The sequence below is a fragment of the Burkholderia cepacia GG4 genome, assembly GCF_000292915.1.
GTDB classification, from domain to species: domain Bacteria; phylum Pseudomonadota; class Gammaproteobacteria; order Burkholderiales; family Burkholderiaceae; genus Burkholderia; species Burkholderia cepacia_D.
This window is the reverse complement of sequence record NC_018514.1, coordinates 1,585,619-1,604,515: the sequence shown is the minus strand read 5'-3', so window position 1 is coordinate 1,604,515 and position 18,897 is coordinate 1,585,619. Positions and strand designations below refer to the sequence as shown.

20 protein-coding genes are annotated in these 18,897 nt (G+C 68.3%); 10 read left to right on the top strand and 10 right to left on the bottom strand.

Features of this window, described 5'->3' with window-relative positions:
- The first annotated feature begins 152 nt into the window (after positions 1–152).
- Positions 153–488, top strand: a complete 336-nt coding sequence (locus tag GEM_RS22910) for a putative quinol monooxygenase (protein ID WP_014899782.1) — start codon at positions 153–155, stop codon at positions 486–488.
- Positions 485–1,642: an iron-containing alcohol dehydrogenase gene (locus tag GEM_RS22905; RefSeq protein WP_014899781.1), complete on the top strand. Its 1,158-nt coding sequence runs from the start codon at positions 485–487 to the stop codon at positions 1,640–1,642. Before GEM_RS22910 ends, GEM_RS22905 begins: the two co-directional genes overlap by 4 nt.
- Before the next feature lie 64 nt (positions 1,643–1,706).
- On the opposite strand, the gene GEM_RS22900 is transcribed toward GEM_RS22905, so the two are convergent.
- A complete protein-coding gene (locus GEM_RS22900; protein ID WP_014899780.1) occupies positions 1,707–2,237 on the bottom strand; it encodes a hypothetical protein in 531 nt (176 codons plus the stop codon).
- Positions 2,238–2,537: 300 nt separating this feature from the next.
- Entirely contained in the window at positions 2,538–3,446 is a 909-nt protein-coding gene (locus GEM_RS22895; protein ID WP_014899779.1) for a LysR family transcriptional regulator, read from the bottom strand.
- Between the two features lie 584 nt (positions 3,447–4,030).
- Between GEM_RS22895 and GEM_RS32535 the strand changes: the two genes are divergently transcribed.
- Together GEM_RS32535 and GEM_RS22890 are read left to right on the top strand one after the other, a co-directional pair.
- On the top strand, positions 4,031–4,249 hold the full coding sequence (locus GEM_RS32535) for an ESPR domain-containing protein (RefSeq protein WP_148283928.1): 219 nt from the start codon (positions 4,031–4,033) through the stop codon (positions 4,247–4,249).
- Complete coding sequence (locus GEM_RS22890) at positions 4,246–4,830, top strand: putative glycolipid-binding domain-containing protein (protein WP_014899778.1); 585 nt, start codon at positions 4,246–4,248, stop codon at positions 4,828–4,830. Before GEM_RS32535 ends, GEM_RS22890 begins: the two co-directional genes overlap by 4 nt.
- A gap of 20 nt (positions 4,831–4,850) precedes the next feature.
- Here the strand turns inward: GEM_RS22890 and GEM_RS22885 are convergent, their stop codons facing one another.
- Positions 4,851–5,843 (bottom strand): sulfonate ABC transporter substrate-binding protein, encoded by a 993-nt coding sequence (locus tag GEM_RS22885; RefSeq protein WP_014899777.1) that lies wholly within the window; start codon positions 5,841–5,843, stop codon positions 4,851–4,853.
- Positions 5,844–6,061: 218 nt separating this feature from the next.
- Positions 6,062–6,469: a DUF427 domain-containing protein gene (locus GEM_RS22880; protein WP_014899776.1), complete on the bottom strand. Its 408-nt coding sequence runs from the start codon at positions 6,467–6,469 to the stop codon at positions 6,062–6,064.
- A 369-nt stretch (positions 6,470–6,838) separates the two neighbouring features.
- Between GEM_RS22880 and GEM_RS22875 the strand changes: the two genes are divergently transcribed.
- On the top strand, positions 6,839–8,500 hold the full coding sequence (locus GEM_RS22875) for an ABC transporter substrate-binding protein (protein ID WP_014899775.1): 1,662 nt from the start codon (positions 6,839–6,841) through the stop codon (positions 8,498–8,500).
- A gap of 52 nt (positions 8,501–8,552) precedes the next feature.
- Here the strand turns inward: GEM_RS22875 and GEM_RS22870 are convergent, their stop codons facing one another.
- The 6 genes from GEM_RS22870 to GEM_RS22845 all read right to left on the bottom strand — a co-directional run bounded on the left by GEM_RS22870 (position 8,553) and on the right by GEM_RS22845 (position 14,484).
- Entirely contained in the window at positions 8,553–9,500 is a 948-nt protein-coding gene (locus GEM_RS22870; RefSeq protein WP_014899774.1) for a TauD/TfdA dioxygenase family protein, read from the bottom strand.
- Positions 9,501–9,678: 178 nt separating this feature from the next.
- Entirely contained in the window at positions 9,679–10,635 is a 957-nt protein-coding gene (locus GEM_RS22865; protein WP_014899773.1) for a TauD/TfdA dioxygenase family protein, read from the bottom strand.
- A 181-nt stretch (positions 10,636–10,816) separates the two neighbouring features.
- Positions 10,817–11,662 carry an ABC transporter ATP-binding protein gene (locus tag GEM_RS22860; RefSeq protein WP_014899772.1) on the bottom strand — a complete coding sequence of 282 codons (846 nt, stop codon included), beginning with the start codon at positions 11,660–11,662 and terminating at the stop codon, positions 10,817–10,819.
- Between the two features lie 35 nt (positions 11,663–11,697).
- Positions 11,698–12,522 (bottom strand): ABC transporter permease, encoded by an 825-nt coding sequence (locus tag GEM_RS22855; protein ID WP_014899771.1) that lies wholly within the window; start codon positions 12,520–12,522, stop codon positions 11,698–11,700.
- A gap of 22 nt (positions 12,523–12,544) precedes the next feature.
- The gene (locus GEM_RS22850; RefSeq protein WP_014899770.1) at positions 12,545–13,387 is read right to left on the bottom strand and encodes an ABC transporter permease; all 843 of its coding nucleotides are present in this window, start codon (positions 13,385–13,387) and stop codon (positions 12,545–12,547) included.
- Between the two features lie 14 nt (positions 13,388–13,401).
- Positions 13,402–14,484, bottom strand: coding sequence for an ABC transporter substrate-binding protein (locus GEM_RS22845; RefSeq protein WP_014899769.1), 1,083 nt, complete (start codon positions 14,482–14,484; stop codon positions 13,402–13,404).
- A 778-nt stretch (positions 14,485–15,262) separates the two neighbouring features.
- Between GEM_RS22845 and GEM_RS22840 the strand changes: the two genes are divergently transcribed.
- The 5 genes from GEM_RS22840 to GEM_RS22820 all read left to right on the top strand — a co-directional run bounded on the left by GEM_RS22840 (position 15,263) and on the right by GEM_RS22820 (position 18,894).
- Positions 15,263–15,445: a Flp family type IVb pilin gene (locus tag GEM_RS22840; protein WP_014899768.1), complete on the top strand. Its 183-nt coding sequence runs from the start codon at positions 15,263–15,265 to the stop codon at positions 15,443–15,445.
- 88 nt (positions 15,446–15,533) lie between these two features.
- Entirely contained in the window at positions 15,534–16,013 is a 480-nt protein-coding gene (locus GEM_RS22835) for an A24 family peptidase (protein ID WP_014899767.1), read from the top strand.
- A gap of 18 nt (positions 16,014–16,031) precedes the next feature.
- Entirely contained in the window at positions 16,032–17,051 is a 1,020-nt protein-coding gene (gene cpaB / locus GEM_RS22830; RefSeq protein ID WP_014899766.1) for a Flp pilus assembly protein CpaB, read from the top strand.
- Positions 17,052–17,113: 62 nt separating this feature from the next.
- On the top strand, positions 17,114–18,496 hold the full coding sequence (locus tag GEM_RS22825) for a type II and III secretion system protein family protein (protein ID WP_014899765.1): 1,383 nt from the start codon (positions 17,114–17,116) through the stop codon (positions 18,494–18,496).
- Positions 18,497–18,510: 14 nt separating this feature from the next.
- On the top strand, positions 18,511–18,894 hold the full coding sequence (locus GEM_RS22820) for a CpaD family pilus assembly lipoprotein (RefSeq protein ID WP_014899764.1): 384 nt from the start codon (positions 18,511–18,513) through the stop codon (positions 18,892–18,894).
- The last annotated feature ends 3 nt before the right edge of the window (positions 18,895–18,897 follow it).

Sequence of the window (18,897 nt, the reverse complement as noted above, 5' to 3'; positions counted from 1 at the left end):
ATGACGGTGCGCTGCGGGCGTTTCGCCGATTCACTACAATGCGACGTCGAGTCGTGGGCACGTCGTCATGCGGCACACGAGATCGACGAGCGACCGCGCATTCTGGAATTGCGACCCGTCGCGACGGGCCGCTGGCGAACATGGAGCGCAGCATGAACGAACCTTACCTGCAGGTCATCGCACATTACTTCGCGAAGCCCGGCAACGGCGACCGCGTGATCGAGCTGCTCGCGGAACTCGCGCCGGCCACGCGTGCCGAGCCGAAGAATCTCGACTACGCGTACTTCCGCTCGCCGGTCGATCCCGACCACATCGTGATCCTCGAGCGCTACCGCGACGCCGACGGCCTCGACACGCATCGGGAAACGCCGCATTTCCAGCGAATCGGTGTCGGCGCGATCATTCCGCTGCTCGATCGCCGCGACGTGACGCGCTACATGGTGCAGCCGGACACCGGCACGGCGACGCCACCGGGAGGCAGTCGATGAACCCGTTTCAATTCCGTACCGTTCCGACGCAGATCGTCGAGTTCGGCGCCGCGCGCCGGCTCGGCGCGGTGTTGCGCGAACGCTTTCCGGCGCTCGTGCGGCTGTGCGTCGTCACCGACGCGTTCCTGCATCGCAGCGGCGTGCTCGCCCCTGCGCTGGAGAGCCTCGCCGCGCACGGCTGGCAGGCGACGGTGATCGACGACGTCGTCGCCGATCCGCCCGAGCACGTGGTGCTCGAAGCGACCGAGCGGGCAGTCGCGTCCGACGCCGAGCTCGTGCTCGGCCTCGGCGGCGGTTCGTCGATGGACGTCGCGAAGCTGATCGCGGTGCTCGCACCGGGGAGGCAGGCGCTGGCCGACATGTACGGCGTCGACAAGGTCGCGACGTCGCGGCTGCCGCTCGTGCAGATGCCGACCACGGCCGGCACCGGGTCCGAAGTCACGGCCGTGTCGATCGTCACGGTCGGCGAGGCGCGCAAGATGGGCGTGGTGTCGCCGCATCTGTTCGCGGACGTCGCGATCCTCGACGCCGAACTGACGCTCGGGCTGCCGCGCGCGGCGACGGCCGCGACCGGCATCGACGCGATGGTGCATGCGATCGAGGCCTACACGTCGTCGCGGCTGAAGAATCCGGTGTCCGACATGCTGGCCGTGCAAGCATTGACGCTGCTGTCGCGCAACCTGCTGAAGGCCTGCGACGACGGCAACGATCGCCGGGCGCGTGAAGCGATGCTGGTCGGCGCGATGTTCGCCGGGCAGGCGTTCGCGAATGCGCCGGTCGCGGCCGTGCACGCGCTGGCCTATCCGGTCGGCGGCATTTTCCATGTGCCGCACGGGCTGTCGAACGCGCTCGTGCTGCCCCATGTGCTGCGCTTCAATGCCGCGGCTGCCGCGCCGCTGTATGCGGAGCTCGCGGCGATCGTCGCGCCGTCCGCGACCGGCAGCGACGAAGCGAGGACCCAGGCGCTGATCGACGAGATTGACCGCCTGATCGTCGCGACGGGGATTCCGCGCACGCTGCGCGAGGTCGGGATCGGGGAGGGCGACCTGCCGAGGATGGCGTCGGACGCGATGCTGCAGACGCGCCTGCTCGTGAACAATCCGCGCGAGGTGACGGAAGCCGACGCGCTGGCGATCTATCGGCACGCGTGGTGATGTTGCGCGCGTGACTGCGCGATTGCGCGACGGCCGACGGCTCGACGCCGCCGGCCGGCCAACGTTATTTCAAATCGCGATCCTTGCAGTTCGACTCGAATTCGCCGTCGAAGTATCGATACAGGTGCACGAGCAACTTGTTGCTGCCGACCTTGCGCCCAAGGTAATGCGTGCCTTCGATCGACGTGCAGGTCGAGAACGCGAGCGGCAGGCCGCCGTCGAGCACGGCTTCCGGATGCACGCCCTGACGCACGAAGCGGGCGTCGCCGGTTACGCCGAAACCGCTCGTGTCCGCCGGAATCGACTTCGGTACCGACAGCGCATATGCGGCGATCGTCCGGTCGTCATGCAGCGCGTCGAGAATCTGGTCGCGGGGTTTGGCGGCAGGCCCGGTGATCATCGCGCAGCAGCGCGCGACGCCCTGATCGTCGTCGGGCAGGATCTGCAGCGACGTGCCCGGCGCCAGATGCGTGTTCGGCGTGTAGTAGACGCCACCGGCGACCACGCCGACCTGCTGCGCACGCGCGGCGACAGGGGCGGCGGAGGCGGCGAGTGCGGTGGCGATCAGGAACGGTCGAAGCGGTCGGATGGGCATGATGACGGCGATGATACATCGGCGCTGCCGTGCGCGATGAGGCCGGGGCACGATCACAACGACGACGCACGAGCCGTTTGCTGCACCGGCCACGCCGGCACGCGCCCGCCCGGGCGCGACCGCAACGAGCGCGACCGAGACGAGCGTACATCGTGCCCACGGTGTGACGCGCAGCGCTTCGCGGTCGACGAGCACGCCGCTGGGCGCCGAACCGGGTGCGACGCTCCGGTTATTCCGGGCAGGAGGACGGTATCGCACGGTCGGGCCGTGCGCAGGTGCCGCGCGGGCGGGGCACCGTGGTCAGGGCTGGCGCGCGCTCAACAGTGCGGGGATTTCCTTCTTCAGCAGATCGACGACGACCCGCACGCGCGGCGGCAGCGGCCGTTGCGCCTGCACCAGCGCGTGGAGCGCGAAGTCGGGGATCGTGTATTGCGGCAGGAGCTCCACGAGCTTGCCGTGCGCGACCGCATTGATGCAGGCCGGCTCCTGCACGACGCCGATGCCGCCGCCGGACAGGATCGTATCGAACATCGGGCGCCAGTGACTCGTCGTCATCACCGTCTGGATCCGCGCGTATTCGAGTGTCTTGTCGTCGCTCTGCAGCGGCAACTGTTCGTTCGCGAAGATGCCCTTGACGCGGATGAACGGGTGATTCACCAGATCAGCCTTCGTTTCGATCGGGCCGTAGCGGTCGAGATAGGCGGGGGCGGCCACGAGCATGCGGCCGACCTTGCCGAGCGGGTGCGCGACGAAGCCGCCGTCACCGAGCTGGCCGAGGCGGATCGAGATGTCGACGCCTTCCGTGACCGGATCGACGATGTTGTCGTTCAGCACCAGGTCGATGTACAGCTGCGGATACGCGATGCGGATCTGCAGCAGCGCCTGCGGGATCACGACCTCGCCGAAGCATTGCGGCGCCGCGAGCCGGATCGTGCCGCTGAGCGTGTTTTCGGTTTTCGATACCGATGCGATGGTGTCTTCCGCCGCATCGAGCAGTTCCTTGCTGCGTTCGTAGAAGACCCGGCCTTCTTCCGTGCAGGTGAGGGTGCGTGCACTGCGCATCAGGAGTCGCGTGCCGAGAAATTTCTCGAGCTTCTCGATGCGCTCGCTCACGGCCGGTTGACCCATGTCCAGATCCCGGGCCGCGCCCGACATCGTTCCGCGCTCTACGACCCTGACGTAGATGCGCATTGTCGCCAACAAATCCATGAAGTCGCGTCTCTTGTCTGATTGATGATCGTTTCCAATCGGTATGGAAATTCGATAATTCGTTCTTCAGTGATGCGTAATTCGATTCAGTTGCGATGGATCGTCGGGAAAATAAAGCACATTCACAACCATCCGGAAATTATTTCGCGTTTCGATCGAATTTCCAAACGGAAGATGGTACTAAAGCCGCTTTCGCTGGATGATGCGCGTGAGGCCGATACTGGATATCGGCCGCGCGGGCTACCGCCAAACCCTTACACGCATTGACCTTCGCCGCGACCTGCCGTGGTTGACGGGACGTGGTTCGCGCATGCGCCCACGAAGGGCCGGCTGCCGGGCAACGCCATGCGACAACCGCGGCGATGCGCGCGGGCCGGGCGATTTTCCCCGATGCACCGCATTCGTCTCTTTCCCCGAGTCAGGCTCCCGCTTCAACGCCGATTTCCGGCGACGTTGCTTCAGGTGTTCCTTGGCGTTGGTCGGGTTCGGATGCCTCCGCCTGTTCCGATGCTTCGCTTTTTCAACAACTGGGTGATTCGCATCGCTGATCAGTTGAGCCGGAACGTTGAACCTCTACGAACAGAATAGACAGGACCATCTGGAATGAATCGATCCGCGCATGGGTAGCGGTTCACGAAAGCACCGCGGCGTGCGGAAGATCGACGCGCAGCACGCGCCGGCGCGTATCGCGCGGGCTGCTCGCGTTGCACATCGCCGCGTGTATTTGTCGACCGCCTGAGCGAGAATCGATGTCCGGTGCGATCGCACCGACCGCGCGCATCGATCGACGGGAGACGACATGACGCAACAGGACGAAGCGACGCGCACGCGATGCGTCGCATGGCAGATCGTGCAGACCTGGCAGGCGGCCGAGTGGTGCCGGCTCGTCGAGACACGCGCGGGTTTCGACCTGTCGGGTTCGGTCGCGGGCGCGATCGGCGGCACGCCGTTTCGCGTCGACTATGCGATCGCATGCGGCACCGACTGGCTCACGCGTTCGGTGCGCGTGACGCGCTGGCTCGGCACGGCGCCGCCGCGGCAGCTCGACATCGGATGCGAAGCGGGGCGTTGGACGATCGACGGGGGCCACGCGCCGGCGCTCGATGGCGCGACCGACATCGACCTCGGCTTCAGCCCGTCGACCAACACGCTGCCGATCCGGCGTCTCGGGCTGGGCGTCGGCGCGTCGGCCGTCATCTGCACCGCGTGGCTGCGTTTCCCGGACTTCGAGTTCGTGCGCGGCGAGCAGCGCTATGCGCGCACGGCGGAACGCACGTACCGCTACGCGAGCGGCACGTATGCGGCCGACATCGCGGTCGACGACGCGGGCCTCGTCACCGATTACGACGAGTGGCGGCGGATCGGCGCGGCGCGTGCGCCGTAACGGGTCGCATCGGCGGCGCGTCAGCGCGCGTTGGCGACCGTCACCTTGCCGGGAATCAGCTTCAGGGTGCTGAACGCGTCGGCGATGTTCTGCTGGTACGCGAGCGTCGCGTCGGTGATGGGCTGCACGCCGTAGCCGGCGCGTTTTAGCGCGACTTCGAGTGTCGGCGCGTCGAGGCCGACGAGCGGCGACAACTGTGCGGCGACTTCGGGAATATGGTCGCGTCCCCAGCGATCGACCGCGTCGACTTCCTCGAGCAGCGCGCGCAGCACCTGCGGCTGCGCGGCCGCGTATTTGCGCGCGGCGAGGTAGTACTGCGTGTTGCGCACAAGCCCGTCGCCGTTCGCGACCACGCGTGCGCCGAGCTGCCGCTCGGCGGCCGCCAGATACGGATCCCAGATCACCCACGCGTCGACGCTGCGCTGCACGAACGCGGCGCGCGCGTCGGCGGGCGTCAGGTAGATCGGCTGGATGTCCGCATACGTGAGGCCCGCGTGTTCGAGCGCCTTCACGAGCAGATAGTGGACGTTTGAACCCTTGTTGAGCACAACCTTCTTGCCGCGCAGCTGCGCGACGGTGCGGATCGGCGAATCGGGCAGCACGACGATCGCCTCGCCGTGCGGTGCGGGTGGCTCGTTGCCGATATAGACGAACTCGACGCCCGCTGCCTGCGCGAAGATCGGCGGCGTCTCGCCGACCGTGCCGACGTCGATCGCGCCGGCGTTCAGCCCCTCGAGCAATTGCGGGCCGGCCGGAAACTCGAGCCATTGGACCGTCACGCCCTGGCTCGCGAGCCGCTTCTCGAGCGTGCCGCGCGCCTTGAGCACGACGAAGTTGCCGTATTTCTGGAAGCCGATGCGCAGCCGCGTGCTGTTGCCCTGGGCCTGCGCGGGCAGGCCCGCGAGCGGGCCGAGCGCGAGCCCGGCCAGCCCGGCGGCCGCGCCGTGCAGCCACTGGCGGCGGCGCGGGTTCGCCGGGGTCGTTTCAACGTCTGCGTGCGGTGTGTCGTTCATCGGGGCGTCCTGCTTGCGGGTTCACGGGCCGCGCGGGGCGCGGTCGGCGCAGGACGGAAACCGGATGCGGCCGATGCGCGCAGCCGGCCGGCCCGCGCCGGATTCAGGACGATACGTCCGCGCGGGCCGGCGGCCAACCAATGAATCCGCATATGCAAATCAGCGACGGGCCGATGCGGGGACGACGGCCCGGCATGCGGCGTGCCGTTGCCGCGCACTCAATCCGTGCCGAGCGGGCTTTCCTCGATCGAGTCGACACGATCGGGATAGAACGCGAGGTGCGCGCGAATCGATTCGACGGCCGGATACGGGTGCTCGTACGTCCACACCGCATTGGTCGCGCGTTCGCCGCCGGCCGGAATCGAGTAGTACGCGCAATCGCCCTTGTACGGGCAGTACGTCGCGTGGTCGGTGCGTTGCAGCAGCGACAGGTCGGCATCCTCGCGCGGGATGTACAGCACGGCCGGATAGCTCGCCTCGCGCAGCGCCAGCGCATGGCGCGTATCGGCGACGACCTTGCCCGCGACCTTCACGACCACGCGCGACGGATGCGCTTCGATCGTGATCGGATGATCGGGGCCCGGCGACTTCACGGGGCGAGCGGGCGTATCGGGACTGATCGACATCGTGGGTCCTCCAGGAAGCGGCGACGCGCCGGCAGGCACGCCGTGCCGGAACACGCGCGCCGGGCGGATTCCCGCGCGCCGGTACCGGCGTTGGCCAATCGATACGATGCGCCGATTCCGGAGAACCTGCAGGGGGACGGAAGGCGGCGCGACGGGACTGGCACACGACGTCGACGCACGGCGCGATGCGGGCCGCTGCATCGGCGCGCATCGGCATATCCCCGGCGCTCGCATGGACATTTTCATGCAACGGCAGCGGGATGCATCCGCCGCGATAAGCAACGCGGAATTAATTGGTAAGCCATCGGCGGGAGGCGCGCGAAGATCGGCGGTCGTCATTCGCATGACAGTTCTTTCACGACCGCCACCATGAAGACTCCATTCGTTTCATCCGCCGCGCATCGTGCGCGGCGCGCGCCCCATGTCGTTGCGTCGCTGCGCCGCATCGCCGCGTCGCTGCTGCTCGCCGGCGGCCTTACGCACGCGTTTGCCGCGCCGGCCGGCAAGACGCTCGTGTACTGCACCGAAGGTAGCCCGGCCGGCTTCGATCCGGGCCAGCATACGACCAGCACCGATTTCGACGCGAGCACGTACACGGTCTACAACGGACTCGTGCAGTTCAAGCGCGGCACGCTCGATCTCGAACCGTCGCTCGCGACGAGCTGGGACGTGTCGTCCGACCAGCGCGTCTATACGTTCCACCTGCGGCGCGGCGTGAAGTTCCAGACGACCGCGTGGTTCAAGCCGACGCGACCGTTCCAGGCCGACGACGTCGTCTTCACGTTCCACCGGATGCTCGATGCGGACGATCCGTTCCGCAAGGCTTATCCGGTCAGCTTCCCGTACTTCAGCGATCTCGGTTTCGACCGCAACATCGAGCGCATCGACAAGGTCGACGACTACACGGTGCGCTTCGTGCTGAAGTCGCCCGACGTCGTGTTCGTGCGCAATCTCGCGATGGCGTTCGCGTCGATCCTGTCGGCCGAATATGCATCGCAGCTGACCGCGCGCCATCGCGAGGCCGACATCAACCAGTTCCCGGTCGGCACCGGGCCGTTCCTGTTGCGCGCGTACCAGAAGGACGCGGTGATCCGCTACGACGCGAACCTCGACTACTGGAAGCCGGACGACGTGAAGCTCGCGCATCTCGTGTTTGCGATCACGCCCGACCCGGCCGCGCGCCTGCAGAAGCTCGCGGCCGGCGAGTGCCAGGTGTCGGTGTTCCCGCGGCCGGCCGACCTGGAAACGGTGCGGCGCGACCCGAAGCTGACGCTGTTTTCGGGGATGGGCTTCAACGTCGGCTTCGTCGCGTACAACACGCAGCATCCGCCGCTCGATCGCGTCGACGTGCGGCGCGCGCTCGATATCGCGATCGACAAGACGGCGATCATCAAGACCGTGTTCAACGGCGACGCGAAGATCGCGACGAACCCGATGCCTCCCAGCCAATGGTCGTACAACCCGCGCCTGAAGGACGCGCCGCGCGATCCGGCCGCCGCGAAGGCGCTGCTCGCGCAAGCGGGATTCCCGAACGGCTTCGACCTGACGTTGTGGGCGATGCCGGTGCAGCGTCCGTACAACCCGAACGCGCAGCTGATGGCGCAACTGATCCAGCAGGACTGGGCGAAGATCGGCGTGCGTGCGAAGATCGTCAGCTACGAGTGGGGCGAATACAACCGCCGCGCGAAACGCGACGGGCAGCACGACGCGATCCTGTACGGCTGGTCGGGCGACAACGGCGATCCCGACAACTGGCTCGGCACGCTGCTCGGCTGCGACGCGGTGCACGGCAGCAACCTCGCGAAATGGTGCAACGCGGATTTCGAGCGGCTGGTTGGCTCGGCACGCACGAATGCGGACGTCGCGAAACGCACGTCGCTCTATGAGCAGGCGCAGGTGGTGTTCAAGGACCAGGTGCCGTTCACGCCGATCGCGACGTCGATCGTGTCGCTGCCGGTCTCGAAGCGCGTGCACGGGCTCACGTTCTCGCCGCTCGGCGGGCACCGGTTCGACGGCGTGTGGCTGGACTGAACGAGGGAAGACAGGCCGGCGCGTGATGGCGCGCCGGCGGTCAGGGTGCGGGTCAGTTCAAGGCGACCGCGGCCGCTGTCTCGACCGGCGAGCCTTCGAGCGCGACGGATGGCCGGCCGTCGGGGCCGACCGGCAGGTCGCCGGCGAGCGTCGTGCGGTAGAGCTGGCGGTCGAAGTCGAGATCGAAGATGTCGACGGGCGCGAGGTGCGCGGTCGCGCGGTTGTCCCAGAACGCGATGCTGCGCGGTTCCCACTTGAAGCGGATCGTGAAATCCGGCCGCGTCACGTGTTCCCACAGCAGTTCGAGCAATGCCTGGCTCTCGCGCGGCGTCAGCCCGACGATCGACTTCAGGAAACTCGGGCTCACGTACAGCGCGCGTTCGCCGGTCTCCGGATGCACGCGCACCAGCGGATGCTCGGTCACGAGCGGGCGCCGCTCGACGGCTTCGTCGAACGCACCGGTGGCACGCGCGCCGGCCGGCGGCGTGAAGCGATGGATGCCGCGCAAGCCGTCGACGAAGCCGCGCAGCGGCGCGGACAACGTCTCGTAAGCACGCACGAGGTTGGTCCAATGCGTGTCGCCGCCGTATGGCGGGATGGTCACGCCGCGCAGGATCGACGCCCATGGCGGATTGACGGCAGCCGTCACGTCGGTATGCCAGCCCGTCCATGGGCGGCGCACCGGCTCGCCTTCGAAGCGCGTCGCCTTGCGATGCTTCGCGATCGAATAGACGGCCGGATGACCGTCGACGTGTCCGAATACCGGATGACCGACGGTCGGCTTGCCGAACTGCGCGGAGAACGCGACGTGCTGCTCGTGCGTGAGGAACTGCTCGCGGAAGAAGATCACGCGCCACTTCAGCAGCGCCGCGCGAATCGCGGCGATCTGCAGCGTGGTCAACGGCTCGGTGAGGTCGATGCCGCGTATTTCCGCGCCGATGTGGGCGGACAGCGGGATCACGTCGACCGGCTGGGCGGCGGGTTCGAGTAGGGCGCTCATGCGACGCTCCTGGCGGAAGTGGACGGGGCGGACGGCCGGCGACATCGTTGCGCGTGCACGCGTCGGGCCGGTGGCGGGAAGGTCATGGTCGGATCCTCCGGTTGGGCATGCGGGAGTACAGGGCTGCACGAGGGGAGCCAGCACGGCGGCGGCCGGTGCCGCCACCGTGCGGAGAACGTCATTGCAACGTCGCGCCCGGCCCTTTCAGCACGACGCTGCGGCGGCCGTCGATGCCGACCGGCACGTCGCCGTGAACGGTCGCGCGACGCACGACGCGGCGCGCATCGCCGTAGTCGTTGATCGCATAGTGCTGCGTCGCGCGGTTGTCCCAGATCGCGACGTCGCCTTCCTGCCAGTTCCAGCGCACGGTGTTCTCGAGGCGCGTCACGTGTTCGTGCAGCACCTGCAGCAGATGCGCGGAATCCTGCGACGACAGCCCCTTGATCTTCTGCACGAAGTGTCCGAGCACGAGCGTGCGCTCGCCGGTCTCCGGATGCACGCGCACGACGGGGTGTTCGGTTTCGTAGACGGTCGACGTGAACACGTCGCGGTAGCGCTTCAGTTGCGTGTCGTCGGCATGCACGTGCGTCGACGCGTAGTCGTAGGCATTCGTGTGCAACGCCCACAGCGTGTCGGCGAGCGCGCGCAGCGAATCCGGCAGGTGCGTGTACGCGGCGGCCGTGTTGGCCCACACGGTGTCGCCGCCGAACGGCGGGATCACGACCGCGCGCAGGATCGACACCTTCGGGTACGCGTCGACGAACGTCACGTCGGTGTGCCACGAATTGGCGCGCGCGCCGTGCGCGGAATCGAGTTCGAGCAGGTGTGCGCTGCCGTCGACGGACGGCACGGTCGGGTGCGCGACGGTATCGCCGAAGCGGCGCGCGAACGCTTCCTGCGCGGTGTCGTCGAGATGGCCCTGGTTGCGGAAGAACAGCACCTTGTGGCGCAGCAGCGCAGCCTGGATCGCGTCGAACGTCGCGTCGTCGAGCGTGCCCGACAGCCGGACGCCGGCGATCTCGGCGCCGATCCAGCCGGCAACCTGGCGGAGCTGAAGCGGGGCGGCGGCCGTGTGCGGTGCGGCGGCGTGCGAAACATGCGATGACGGTTGAGCGGCGTGCTGGACTTCGGACATCGGGAGTCTCCTGGGTCGGGTCGATCGAGTCTCCATTCAAGCAGGGGCCGCGCGGAACCGGAACCGATGAATCGTCACAACCTTAGCGTGCGCCGTGATGATCGATATGCGTCGTCATGCTGAGCGATTCGCGTGCGACCACAGGCCGGGCCGGCCGCGTCACGTTGGCCTCGTCACGGCGCTACCACGCGAGCCGCCACGCGCCGATCCTGCGAGCCGCCGCTGCGCCGGCGCGGGTTCCGCCTGCGCCGCCGTCGCCCGGCGGTTCGCGATCGTCGAAATCGGCGAGCACCGTGTCGCGCAGCCGTGCGAATTCCGGCGAATCGCGCCGGCGCGGGCGCGGCAAGGCGACGTCGACGATGTGTGCGATGCGCCCCGGACGCGGCGCCATCGTGACGACGCGATCGCCGAGATAGACGGCTTCGTCGACATCGTGCGTGACGAGCACCATCGTGATCCGTTCCTGCTCCCAGATGCGCAGCAGCTCGTTCTGCATCCGCGCACGCGTCTGCGCATCGAGTGCGCCGAACGGCTCGTCGAGCAGCAACACGCGCGGGCGGTTCACGAGGCCGCGCGCGATCGCGACGCGCTGTGCCATCCCGCCGGACAGCTGGTTCGGGTACGCATGCTCGAAGCCGTTCAGGCCGACCAGCGCGATATGCTCGGCCACGGCGCGACGCTTGCCCGCCGCATCGAGCGGCGCGTTGCGCAGCGCGGCTTCGACATTCTGCGCGACGGTCAGCCACGGGAACAGCCGGTGATCCTGGAACACGATCCCGCGCTGCAGCGACGTGTCGCGCACCGGCTCGTCGCCGGCGCGGATTTCGCCGGTGTAGTCGGTATCGAGCCCGGCGATCAGCCGCAGCAACGTCGACTTGCCGCAGCCGCTCGCGCCGACGATGGTGACGAATTCGCCGGCACGCACGTGCAGCGACACGTCGTCGAGCACGGCGAGCGACGCGCCGCGTTGCGCATAGCGCTTGCTCACGTGGAGGATATCGAGCGAATCGGAAGCGAGGGTCGTCATGGCGGAAAAGAAAGCGACAGGAAGGAAGAGGGCGATCAGCGGTGCAGGTTGCCGCGGCGGGCCAGCACCTTGCGCTCGAGCGCGCGCGCGAGCGCGTTCAGCGCCCAGCCGGTCACGCCGACGACGATGATCCCGAACAGCACGAGGTCCATCCGGAATTGCTCGCTGCCGTCGATCAGCGTGTTGCCGATCCCGCTGCCCGCGACGAGCAGGTATTCGGCGCCGAGCGTCGCGAGCCACGAGTAGATGAGGCCGAGATACAGTCCGGTGAAGATCGATGGCAGTGCGGCGGGCAGGATTACGTAGCGCACGAGCTGAAGCCGCGAGTAGCGCAGCGCGCGGGCGACGTCGACGTACGCGCGCGGCACCGCATGGAAGCCGTCGCAGGTATGCGCGGTGACCGGCAGCAGCGCGGCGAGCGACAGGAACACGACCTTGGCGACGTCGCCGAGGCCGAACCACACGGAAATCAGCGGAATCCACGCGAACAGCGAGATCTGCTTGAACGTATCGAAGCTCGGCCCGACCACGCGCGCCGCGATGCGCGACAGCCCGAGCGCGGCGCCGAGCAGCAGGCCGCCGGCCGCGCCGATCGCGAAGCCGCACGCTTCACGCGCCAGCGACGCGGACAGCGCGCGGACGAGCGCACCGCTGCTCGCCTGCGTCCATGCGGTGTGCAGCACGTCGGCGGGGCCCACCAGCAACCCGCTCTTGACGAGATGGGCGGACGCGACCGCCCACCAGAGCGCGAACGCGGCGAGCGGCAGCACGAAACCGCGCCAGTCGGGCGCGCGAAGACGACGGGCGATCGCGACGGCGGGCGTTGCGGCGTCGGGTGTCGACGTGACGGAAAGCGGCACGGGAAGGCTCCTTGAGTCGGGTTCAGCCGCGGAACGCGGACGGCACGCCGCGGCGCAGCCGTGCTTCGAGCGCGTCGAGCAGCCGGTTGATCGCGAGGCCGACCGCGCCGACCACGATCACCGCCGCCATCACGAGATCGAGCTGGAACAACTGGCGGCCGTACACGATCAGGTAGCCGAGCCCTTCCGACGACGCGACGAGCTCGACGACGACGAGCGCGAGCCACGACTTCGTGAATGCGAGCCGCACGCCGGTCGCGAGCGTCGGTATGGCGGCCGGCAGCACGACATGGACGATGCGCTGGCGGCGCGTATAGCCGAACCCGCGCGCGACTTCGTCGAGTGCGGGCGGCGTCTGCCGGAATCCTTGCAACGTGCTCATCGTGACGGGCACGAGCGCCGCATGCGCGATCAGCAGGTACTTGAGCGGCTCGCCGACGCCGACGAGCAGCAGCAGGAACGGCAGCCAGCCGAGCACGGGAATCTGCACGAGCGCGTTGAAGCTCGGCAGCACGTAGGCCTCCAGCGTGCGCGACAGGCCGAGCGCGGTGCCGATGCCGAAGCCGAGCAGCGTGCCGGCCGCGAAGCCGACCAGCACACGCTGCAGGCTGATCAGCGTATGACGCGCGAGATCGCCGCTCGCCGCGAGTTCGGCGAGCGAGTCGGCCACCCGTTCGGGCGGCGGCAGGATCTGCGGCGCGATCCAGCCGCGTGCGCTGCCGATGGCCCACAAGGCGAACAGCAGCGCGGGCAGCGCCCACGGCGCGAGCAGCCATGCCACGCGCTTCGCGGCCGCGGCGCGGGACGGCCGTGCGGCGAGCGCCTGCGGGCCGGACGACGGAATCGGGATCGCGGTGTCGCTCATCGGGACGGTCCGGGTCAGGCGATGGGCTTGCCGGCCGCGTCGTAACGCGGCCAGTACTGTTCGAGCTTCAGCGTGCGCAGCGCATGGTCGAGATACTTCGGCTCGAACCAGCCGTCCACGTCGACCGGCTGGCGGATCAGTTTCAGCTTCAGTGCATCCTGTGCGACGGCCTTGTAGCGCGCGATCACGAACGGGTCGATCAGCGGCGACAGGCGGTCCTTCAGGCGCTGGTTCGCATAGTCGGCCTGCCACGACGTGTACGGCACGCCGCTTTTCGCCCACAGCTTGAACAGCGCGTCGCGGTTCGCCTCGTCGGACGACCATTGCGCGCCCTTCACGAACGCGGTGACGACGCGCTGCACGATGTCCGGATGCGCGCGCTCGAACGCATCGAGCACGAGCAGGTGGGTCTGCCGCGTGAGCTGCGGGCCGTCGTTCTGCGATTCGTAGATGATCTTCGCGAGGCCCGCGTCGCGCAGCTTGTACAGCTGATAGTCGCCGACCGATGCGTCGATGCCCTTCGACGCGAGCGCGGCGAGCGCACTCGCCGAGTCGAGGTTGATCACGCGCAGGTCGCGCTCGCCGAGGTTGTTCTTCGCGAGTGCGTTGTCGGCGACGAGCTGCAGGTTGGTGCCGCGGAAGATCGACACGCGGCGGCCTTTCAGGTCCGTGATCGAGCGGATGTCGGAGTCGGGCGGCACCGCGATCTTGACGCCCGAGCGCACGCTGGCCGCGAGCAGCAGGCGCGTCTTGATCCCGTTCGCACGCGCGAGCACAGCGGGCAAGTCGCCCTGGTACGCGAAGTCGAGCGCGTTGTCGGCGATCGCCTCGTTGACGGCCGGTCCCGCGCCCTTGAAGAACAGCCACTGCACCTTGATGCCGTCGGCCGCGAATTCCTGTTCGACGCGTTGCTGGAGCTGCACGGTGGCGGCGCTCGACCCGCCGAAGGTCGGCGGATCGCCGGCGCCTTGCTGGGCGACGCCGATGCGGATGGTGGCGGGCTTGTCGGCGTGCGCGGCGGCAGCCGGCAAGGCAACGAGGGTCGCGATCAGCAGCGATCGCAGCAGGCGCAGCGGAGACGGGAATCGATCGATCATGGCGCGTCGGGTAGCGAGGAGTGGAAGTCGGGCCGGAGGGCGTGGAACCATTCTGGAGGACGCTTCCGGCGCGGGACAAGCAACGATTTGAACTATGCTTATCGCCACTTTTCGGGTTGGCAAATCACGCGATTGCCGCGTGGAAACGGCGACGCGTGCGAGCGCGGCGTGCGGGTCTCGCACGCCGATCGGCAGTGCATCGATCGTTGGCGAGAGGGCAGTCAACCTGGATCAGCCAATATGATCGGGCTGCGTAATATTTTCTGAGGCGGGCGCACGATGCGCGAAAAGATTGCCGATCAACACGCGTGAAAGGGCCGTTTGAATTCGCCCATTCGAATCCCGCGGCATATCTAAAAACCGAATCAAAATCATTGAATTGTGCCGCGGTCGCAATAATGCATGCCGGTATTAACATTCTTACGCCAAGCCCTGCGCGGCCTAACGCACCGCGACGGAAAAGGGGTAAATGACGCGCGTGTATTTCATTGTTGGAGGGGGCTGTCCATAAATGCACTCTGACGCTAAATTATTTGAAATCGCCGACGAAATTGTGTATACCCTAGACGCAACAGACGCGCGAATTGAATGAAGCGGCCGATGCCGTTGCCGCATGCGCGCGTCGCAACGATCGAAAGGATTCCGGGGTATGCGAACGGCCCGATGCCTGGGCCGCCGCATGAGTCGAGAATGGGCGAACGCAGTGCGCCGCCACCGAAGCAACGCCGCGTCTTTACATTCAACGGTCGATCACCGACCTCGTCACACGGAGGTTGTCATGCTGCAATACGTCAAGTCCCTGCTGCGCGATGAACGTGGCGTCAGCTCGCTCGAATATGCGGTCCTGGCCGGCATCGTCGTCGTCGCACTCGCGGCGGTCGGCGTGATTCTCAGCAGCAATACCGGTGGCTTGCCGAGTGTGTTTACGGCACTGATCAACAAGGTCACCGCGCTGATCTGATCTCCTGAACCCGCGCGCCGCCGACGAACACACGGATCCGCAGCGGTACGACGTATCCAGCCGGGGCGCGCCGACGGACGGCTCTCCGATGCTCTTTCTCGTACAGTCGGCGGCGACGCTCGTGCTGGTGTCGCTCGCTGCGCAGGACCTGCGCGAGCGACGCCTGTCCAATCGCACGGTGCTGGCGTTCGCGATGCTGTATCTCGTCGCGGCGGCGCTCGCACGCGACGGGCTCGCGCAACTCGCCGGTCACATTGCGACCGCCGCGGCGATGTTGCTACTGTTCGGCGGCCTGCGTCATGCGGGCTGGCTCGGCGGCGGCGACGTGAAGCTGGCGGCGGCGGTATTCCTGTGGGCCGGCCCGACGCTGGCGCTCCCGGTGTTGACGATCGTCGGTGCGAGCGGCGCCGCGTGCGGCCTTGCCGCGCTTGCGGTCGTCGCGCGGCAGCGTCGTAGTGCGCCGGCGCGTGCGCTCGCGACGCGCGGCGTGCCATACGGCGTCGCGCTCTCGCTCGGCGGCGCGCTGGCCGTCTGGGCACCGTTTCCTCACGCGGTTTCGCTTACCTAACCGGGGCCGCACGCCGCCATGCCCAAACCCCTGAGAATGGCCGTGCTGATCATCGCTGCCGGCATCGGTGCGTTCATCCTGCGCCAGTTGTACGTCGCCGCGTCGACGCCGTCGGCACCCGGCGAAGTGGCCGAGGCACGCGTGCGTGTCGCGGCGGCCGACCTGCCCGAAGGGCTGCTGCTGCGCGACAACGATCTCGCGTGGAAGCGCGTGCCGCGCACCCAGCTGCCGCCCGGCGCGTTCGTCGAGTCGCAACCGGGCGCGGACCTGAAAGGCGCGCTGCTGCGCACCCGCGTCGACGCCGGTGCGCCGATCCGTGCGGAGAACGTGATTCCGGCCGGCGCGCCGGATTTTCTCGCGGCCGCGCTGCAGCCCGGCATGCGCGCGATCTCGGTGCCGGTCGACGACGTGTCGGGCAACGCCGGGCTGATCCAGCCGGGCGACTTCGTCGACGTGGTGCTCACGCAGCAGATCGGCGGTTCGGCGACGACGCCCGGCACGTTCGAAGCGGAGACGGTCGTGCGGCGCGCGCGCGTGCTCGCGGTCGGCTCGGAATTCCAGCGTGCGAAGGCGCCCGCGCCCGTGAGCGCACCAGATGTGCCGGTCCGCGCGCGCACGGTCACGCTCGAGGTCGCGCCGCGCACCGCGCAGGTCGTGCTGGTCGCGACGCGTCTCGGTTCGCTGTCGCTGGCGCTGCGCAGTTTCGCGACGAGCGACCGCCGCCAGGCGGCGGGCGGTGACGAACCGGAGCCCGACACGCCACCGGTATGGGCCGGCGACGTGTCGCGCGCGGCCCGCGAAGCGGCACGCGCACCGTCCGAGCGGACGGATGGCGGCGCGCGGCCGACATCGCAGGGCAATACAGTCGTGATCTATCGCGGCTCGTCGGTCGACGACGGCTCGCGCGGCGGCGGCACTGGCGCGCCGGGCGTGCCGCCGCTGCCGTCCGGGTGGCCGGGCATGCAGGCTGCGCCGGCCGGCGGCAATGCCGCCGCGGACGTGACGGCGCAACTGCCGCGGGTGGTGGCGCCGCAGTGATGGCGTGACGGGGTGACGATTCGGGCCGGCCGCCTGGCGGCCGGCATTTGACGGGAATACGCATGGTGCGCATGGTTCGTTGGATCGCTTTCTGGTGCCTGGCCTGCATCGTCGCGCCGGGTGTCGCGCTCGCGCAGCGCACGCAAGCGGCGGATGCCGGCGCGGCGCTGTCGATCGCGACCGGCAAGGGCGAGATGCTGTCGTTGCCCGAACCCGCGACGGCGATGTTCGTCGCGGACCCGAGCATCGCGGACATCCAGGTGCCGTCGCCACGCACCGTGTTCGTGTTCGGCAAGAAGGCCGGTACCACCACGCTGATCGCGCTCGGCGCGAACCATCGGCCGATCCTGCGCAGGACCGTGATCGTGCAGGTCGACACCGCGTCGCTGCAGGCGGTGCTCGACAGCCGCTTTCCGCAATTGAAGCTGTCGGTGTCCGGCGCGCCGGGCTCGCTGATGGTGTCGGGCAAGGTGCCGAGCGCGGCCGACGCGGACGCCGTGATGGAGTCGCTCACGCCGTACCTGCACGACAAGGAAAAGATCGTCAACCGGCTCACGCTGTCGCGTCCGATCCAGGTGAACCTGCGCGTGCGCGTGACCGAGGTGAGCCGCAACATCACGCAGCAGCTCGGCATCAACTGGAGCTCGCTCGGCGCGGCCGGCAACTTCATCGGCGGGCTGTTCAACGGGCGCACGCTGATCGATCCGACGACCAAGCTGTTCAACCTGTCGCCGACCGGCGCGTATTCGGTGCTCGGCGGCTTCCACGCGGGGCGCTGGTCGATCGACGTCGTGCTCGACGCGCTCGACCAGGAAGGCCTGATCACGATGCTCGCGGAGCCGAACCTCACGGCGATGTCCGGCCAGACCGCGAGCTTCCTCGCGGGCGGCGAGATTCCGATTCCGGTCGCCCAGGCCGGCACCACGACCGGCGCGATCACGGTCGAGTTCAAGCCGTTCGGCGTGTCGCTCGACTTCACGCCGACCGTGCTCGCCGACAACCGGATCAGCCTGAAGGTACGGCCGGAGGTGAGCGAGGTCGACTCGAACAACAGCGTGACGACCGGCGGCGTCACGGTGCCGGGGCTCAGCGTGCGGCGCGTCGAGACGACGGTCGAGTTGTCGAGCGGGCAGAGCTTCGCGATCGGCGGGCTGCTGCAGAGCCAGACGGCCGACACCGTATCGCAGATCCCGGGGCTCGGCCGGCTGCCGATCATCGGCCGACTGTTTTCGTCGAAGAACTTCCAGGACAACAAGACCGAGGTCGTCGTGATCGTGACGCCGTACATCGTTCAGCCGACCGGGCCCGGCCAGCTCGAGCAGGCGCTCGACACCGTCGCGCGGCCGAGCAGCGACCTCGAGTTCGCGGTGCAGCGCAATCTCGGGCTCGACCTGCTGTCGGGCGACACGCCGCGCCTCGTCGGCGCGGCGGGCTTCGTGTACTGACCGGAGGAGCGCACATGCGAATCCGACCCACCGTCTCCGTCCTGCTGCCGCTGGCGCTTGCAGGCTGCCTGTCGGCGCCGCCGCCGCTCAACCTGCCCGATGCACGCGCGATCGGCTTCGACGGCGTGCACGCGGTGCCGCCCGACTGCGCGAAGCTGATGCAGCCGTCGCATCTGGTCGATGCGGGGTTCGGGCGGCCCGGCGTGCCGTTCGGCTGCGCGACGTATACGAATCTCGCGACGATGCTGGCGCGGCCGGAGGATCTGGTTGCGCCCGTGCCGTACGGCGGCGCCGACGCGCAAGTCGCCGCCGACGCGGTGCGCCGCTACGTCGAGGATCGCGTGAAGCAGCCGGCGCCCGACAAGACGCTGACGACGACCGGCTCGCCCGGCCATTGACCC

Bases quoted from the DNA above. Each gene is read 5' to 3' on its own strand.
- GEM_RS22910 (WP_014899782.1), top strand. From the start codon at position 153: ATGAACGAACCTTACCTGCAGGTCATCGCACATTACTTCGCGAAGCCC.
- GEM_RS22905 (WP_014899781.1), top strand. From the start codon at position 485: ATGAACCCGTTTCAATTCCGTACCGTTCCGACGCAGATCGTCGAGTTC.
- GEM_RS22900 (WP_014899780.1), bottom strand. From the start codon at position 2,237: ATGCCCATCCGACCGCTTCGACCGTTCCTGATCGCCACCGCACTCGCC.
- GEM_RS22895 (WP_014899779.1), bottom strand. From the start codon at position 3,446: ATGGATTTGTTGGCGACAATGCGCATCTACGTCAGGGTCGTAGAGCGC.
- GEM_RS22890 (WP_014899778.1), top strand. From the start codon at position 4,246: ATGACGCAACAGGACGAAGCGACGCGCACGCGATGCGTCGCATGGCAG.
- GEM_RS22885 (WP_014899777.1), bottom strand. From the start codon at position 5,843: ATGAACGACACACCGCACGCAGACGTTGAAACGACCCCGGCGAACCCG.
- GEM_RS22880 (WP_014899776.1), bottom strand. From the start codon at position 6,469: ATGTCGATCAGTCCCGATACGCCCGCTCGCCCCGTGAAGTCGCCGGGC.
- GEM_RS22875 (WP_014899775.1), top strand. From the start codon at position 6,839: ATGAAGACTCCATTCGTTTCATCCGCCGCGCATCGTGCGCGGCGCGCG.
- GEM_RS22870 (WP_014899774.1), bottom strand. From the start codon at position 9,500: ATGAGCGCCCTACTCGAACCCGCCGCCCAGCCGGTCGACGTGATCCCG.
- GEM_RS22865 (WP_014899773.1), bottom strand. From the start codon at position 10,635: ATGTCCGAAGTCCAGCACGCCGCTCAACCGTCATCGCATGTTTCGCAC.
- GEM_RS22860 (WP_014899772.1), bottom strand. From the start codon at position 11,662: ATGACGACCCTCGCTTCCGATTCGCTCGATATCCTCCACGTGAGCAAG.
- GEM_RS22850 (WP_014899770.1), bottom strand. From the start codon at position 13,387: ATGAGCGACACCGCGATCCCGATTCCGTCGTCCGGCCCGCAGGCGCTC.
- GEM_RS22845 (WP_014899769.1), bottom strand. From the start codon at position 14,484: ATGATCGATCGATTCCCGTCTCCGCTGCGCCTGCTGCGATCGCTGCTG.
- GEM_RS22840 (WP_014899768.1), top strand. From the start codon at position 15,263: ATGCTGCAATACGTCAAGTCCCTGCTGCGCGATGAACGTGGCGTCAGC.
- GEM_RS22835 (WP_014899767.1), top strand. From the start codon at position 15,534: ATGCTCTTTCTCGTACAGTCGGCGGCGACGCTCGTGCTGGTGTCGCTC.
- cpaB (WP_014899766.1), top strand. From the start codon at position 16,032: ATGCCCAAACCCCTGAGAATGGCCGTGCTGATCATCGCTGCCGGCATC.
- GEM_RS22825 (WP_014899765.1), top strand. From the start codon at position 17,114: ATGGTGCGCATGGTTCGTTGGATCGCTTTCTGGTGCCTGGCCTGCATC.
- GEM_RS22820 (WP_014899764.1), top strand. From the start codon at position 18,511: ATGCGAATCCGACCCACCGTCTCCGTCCTGCTGCCGCTGGCGCTTGCA.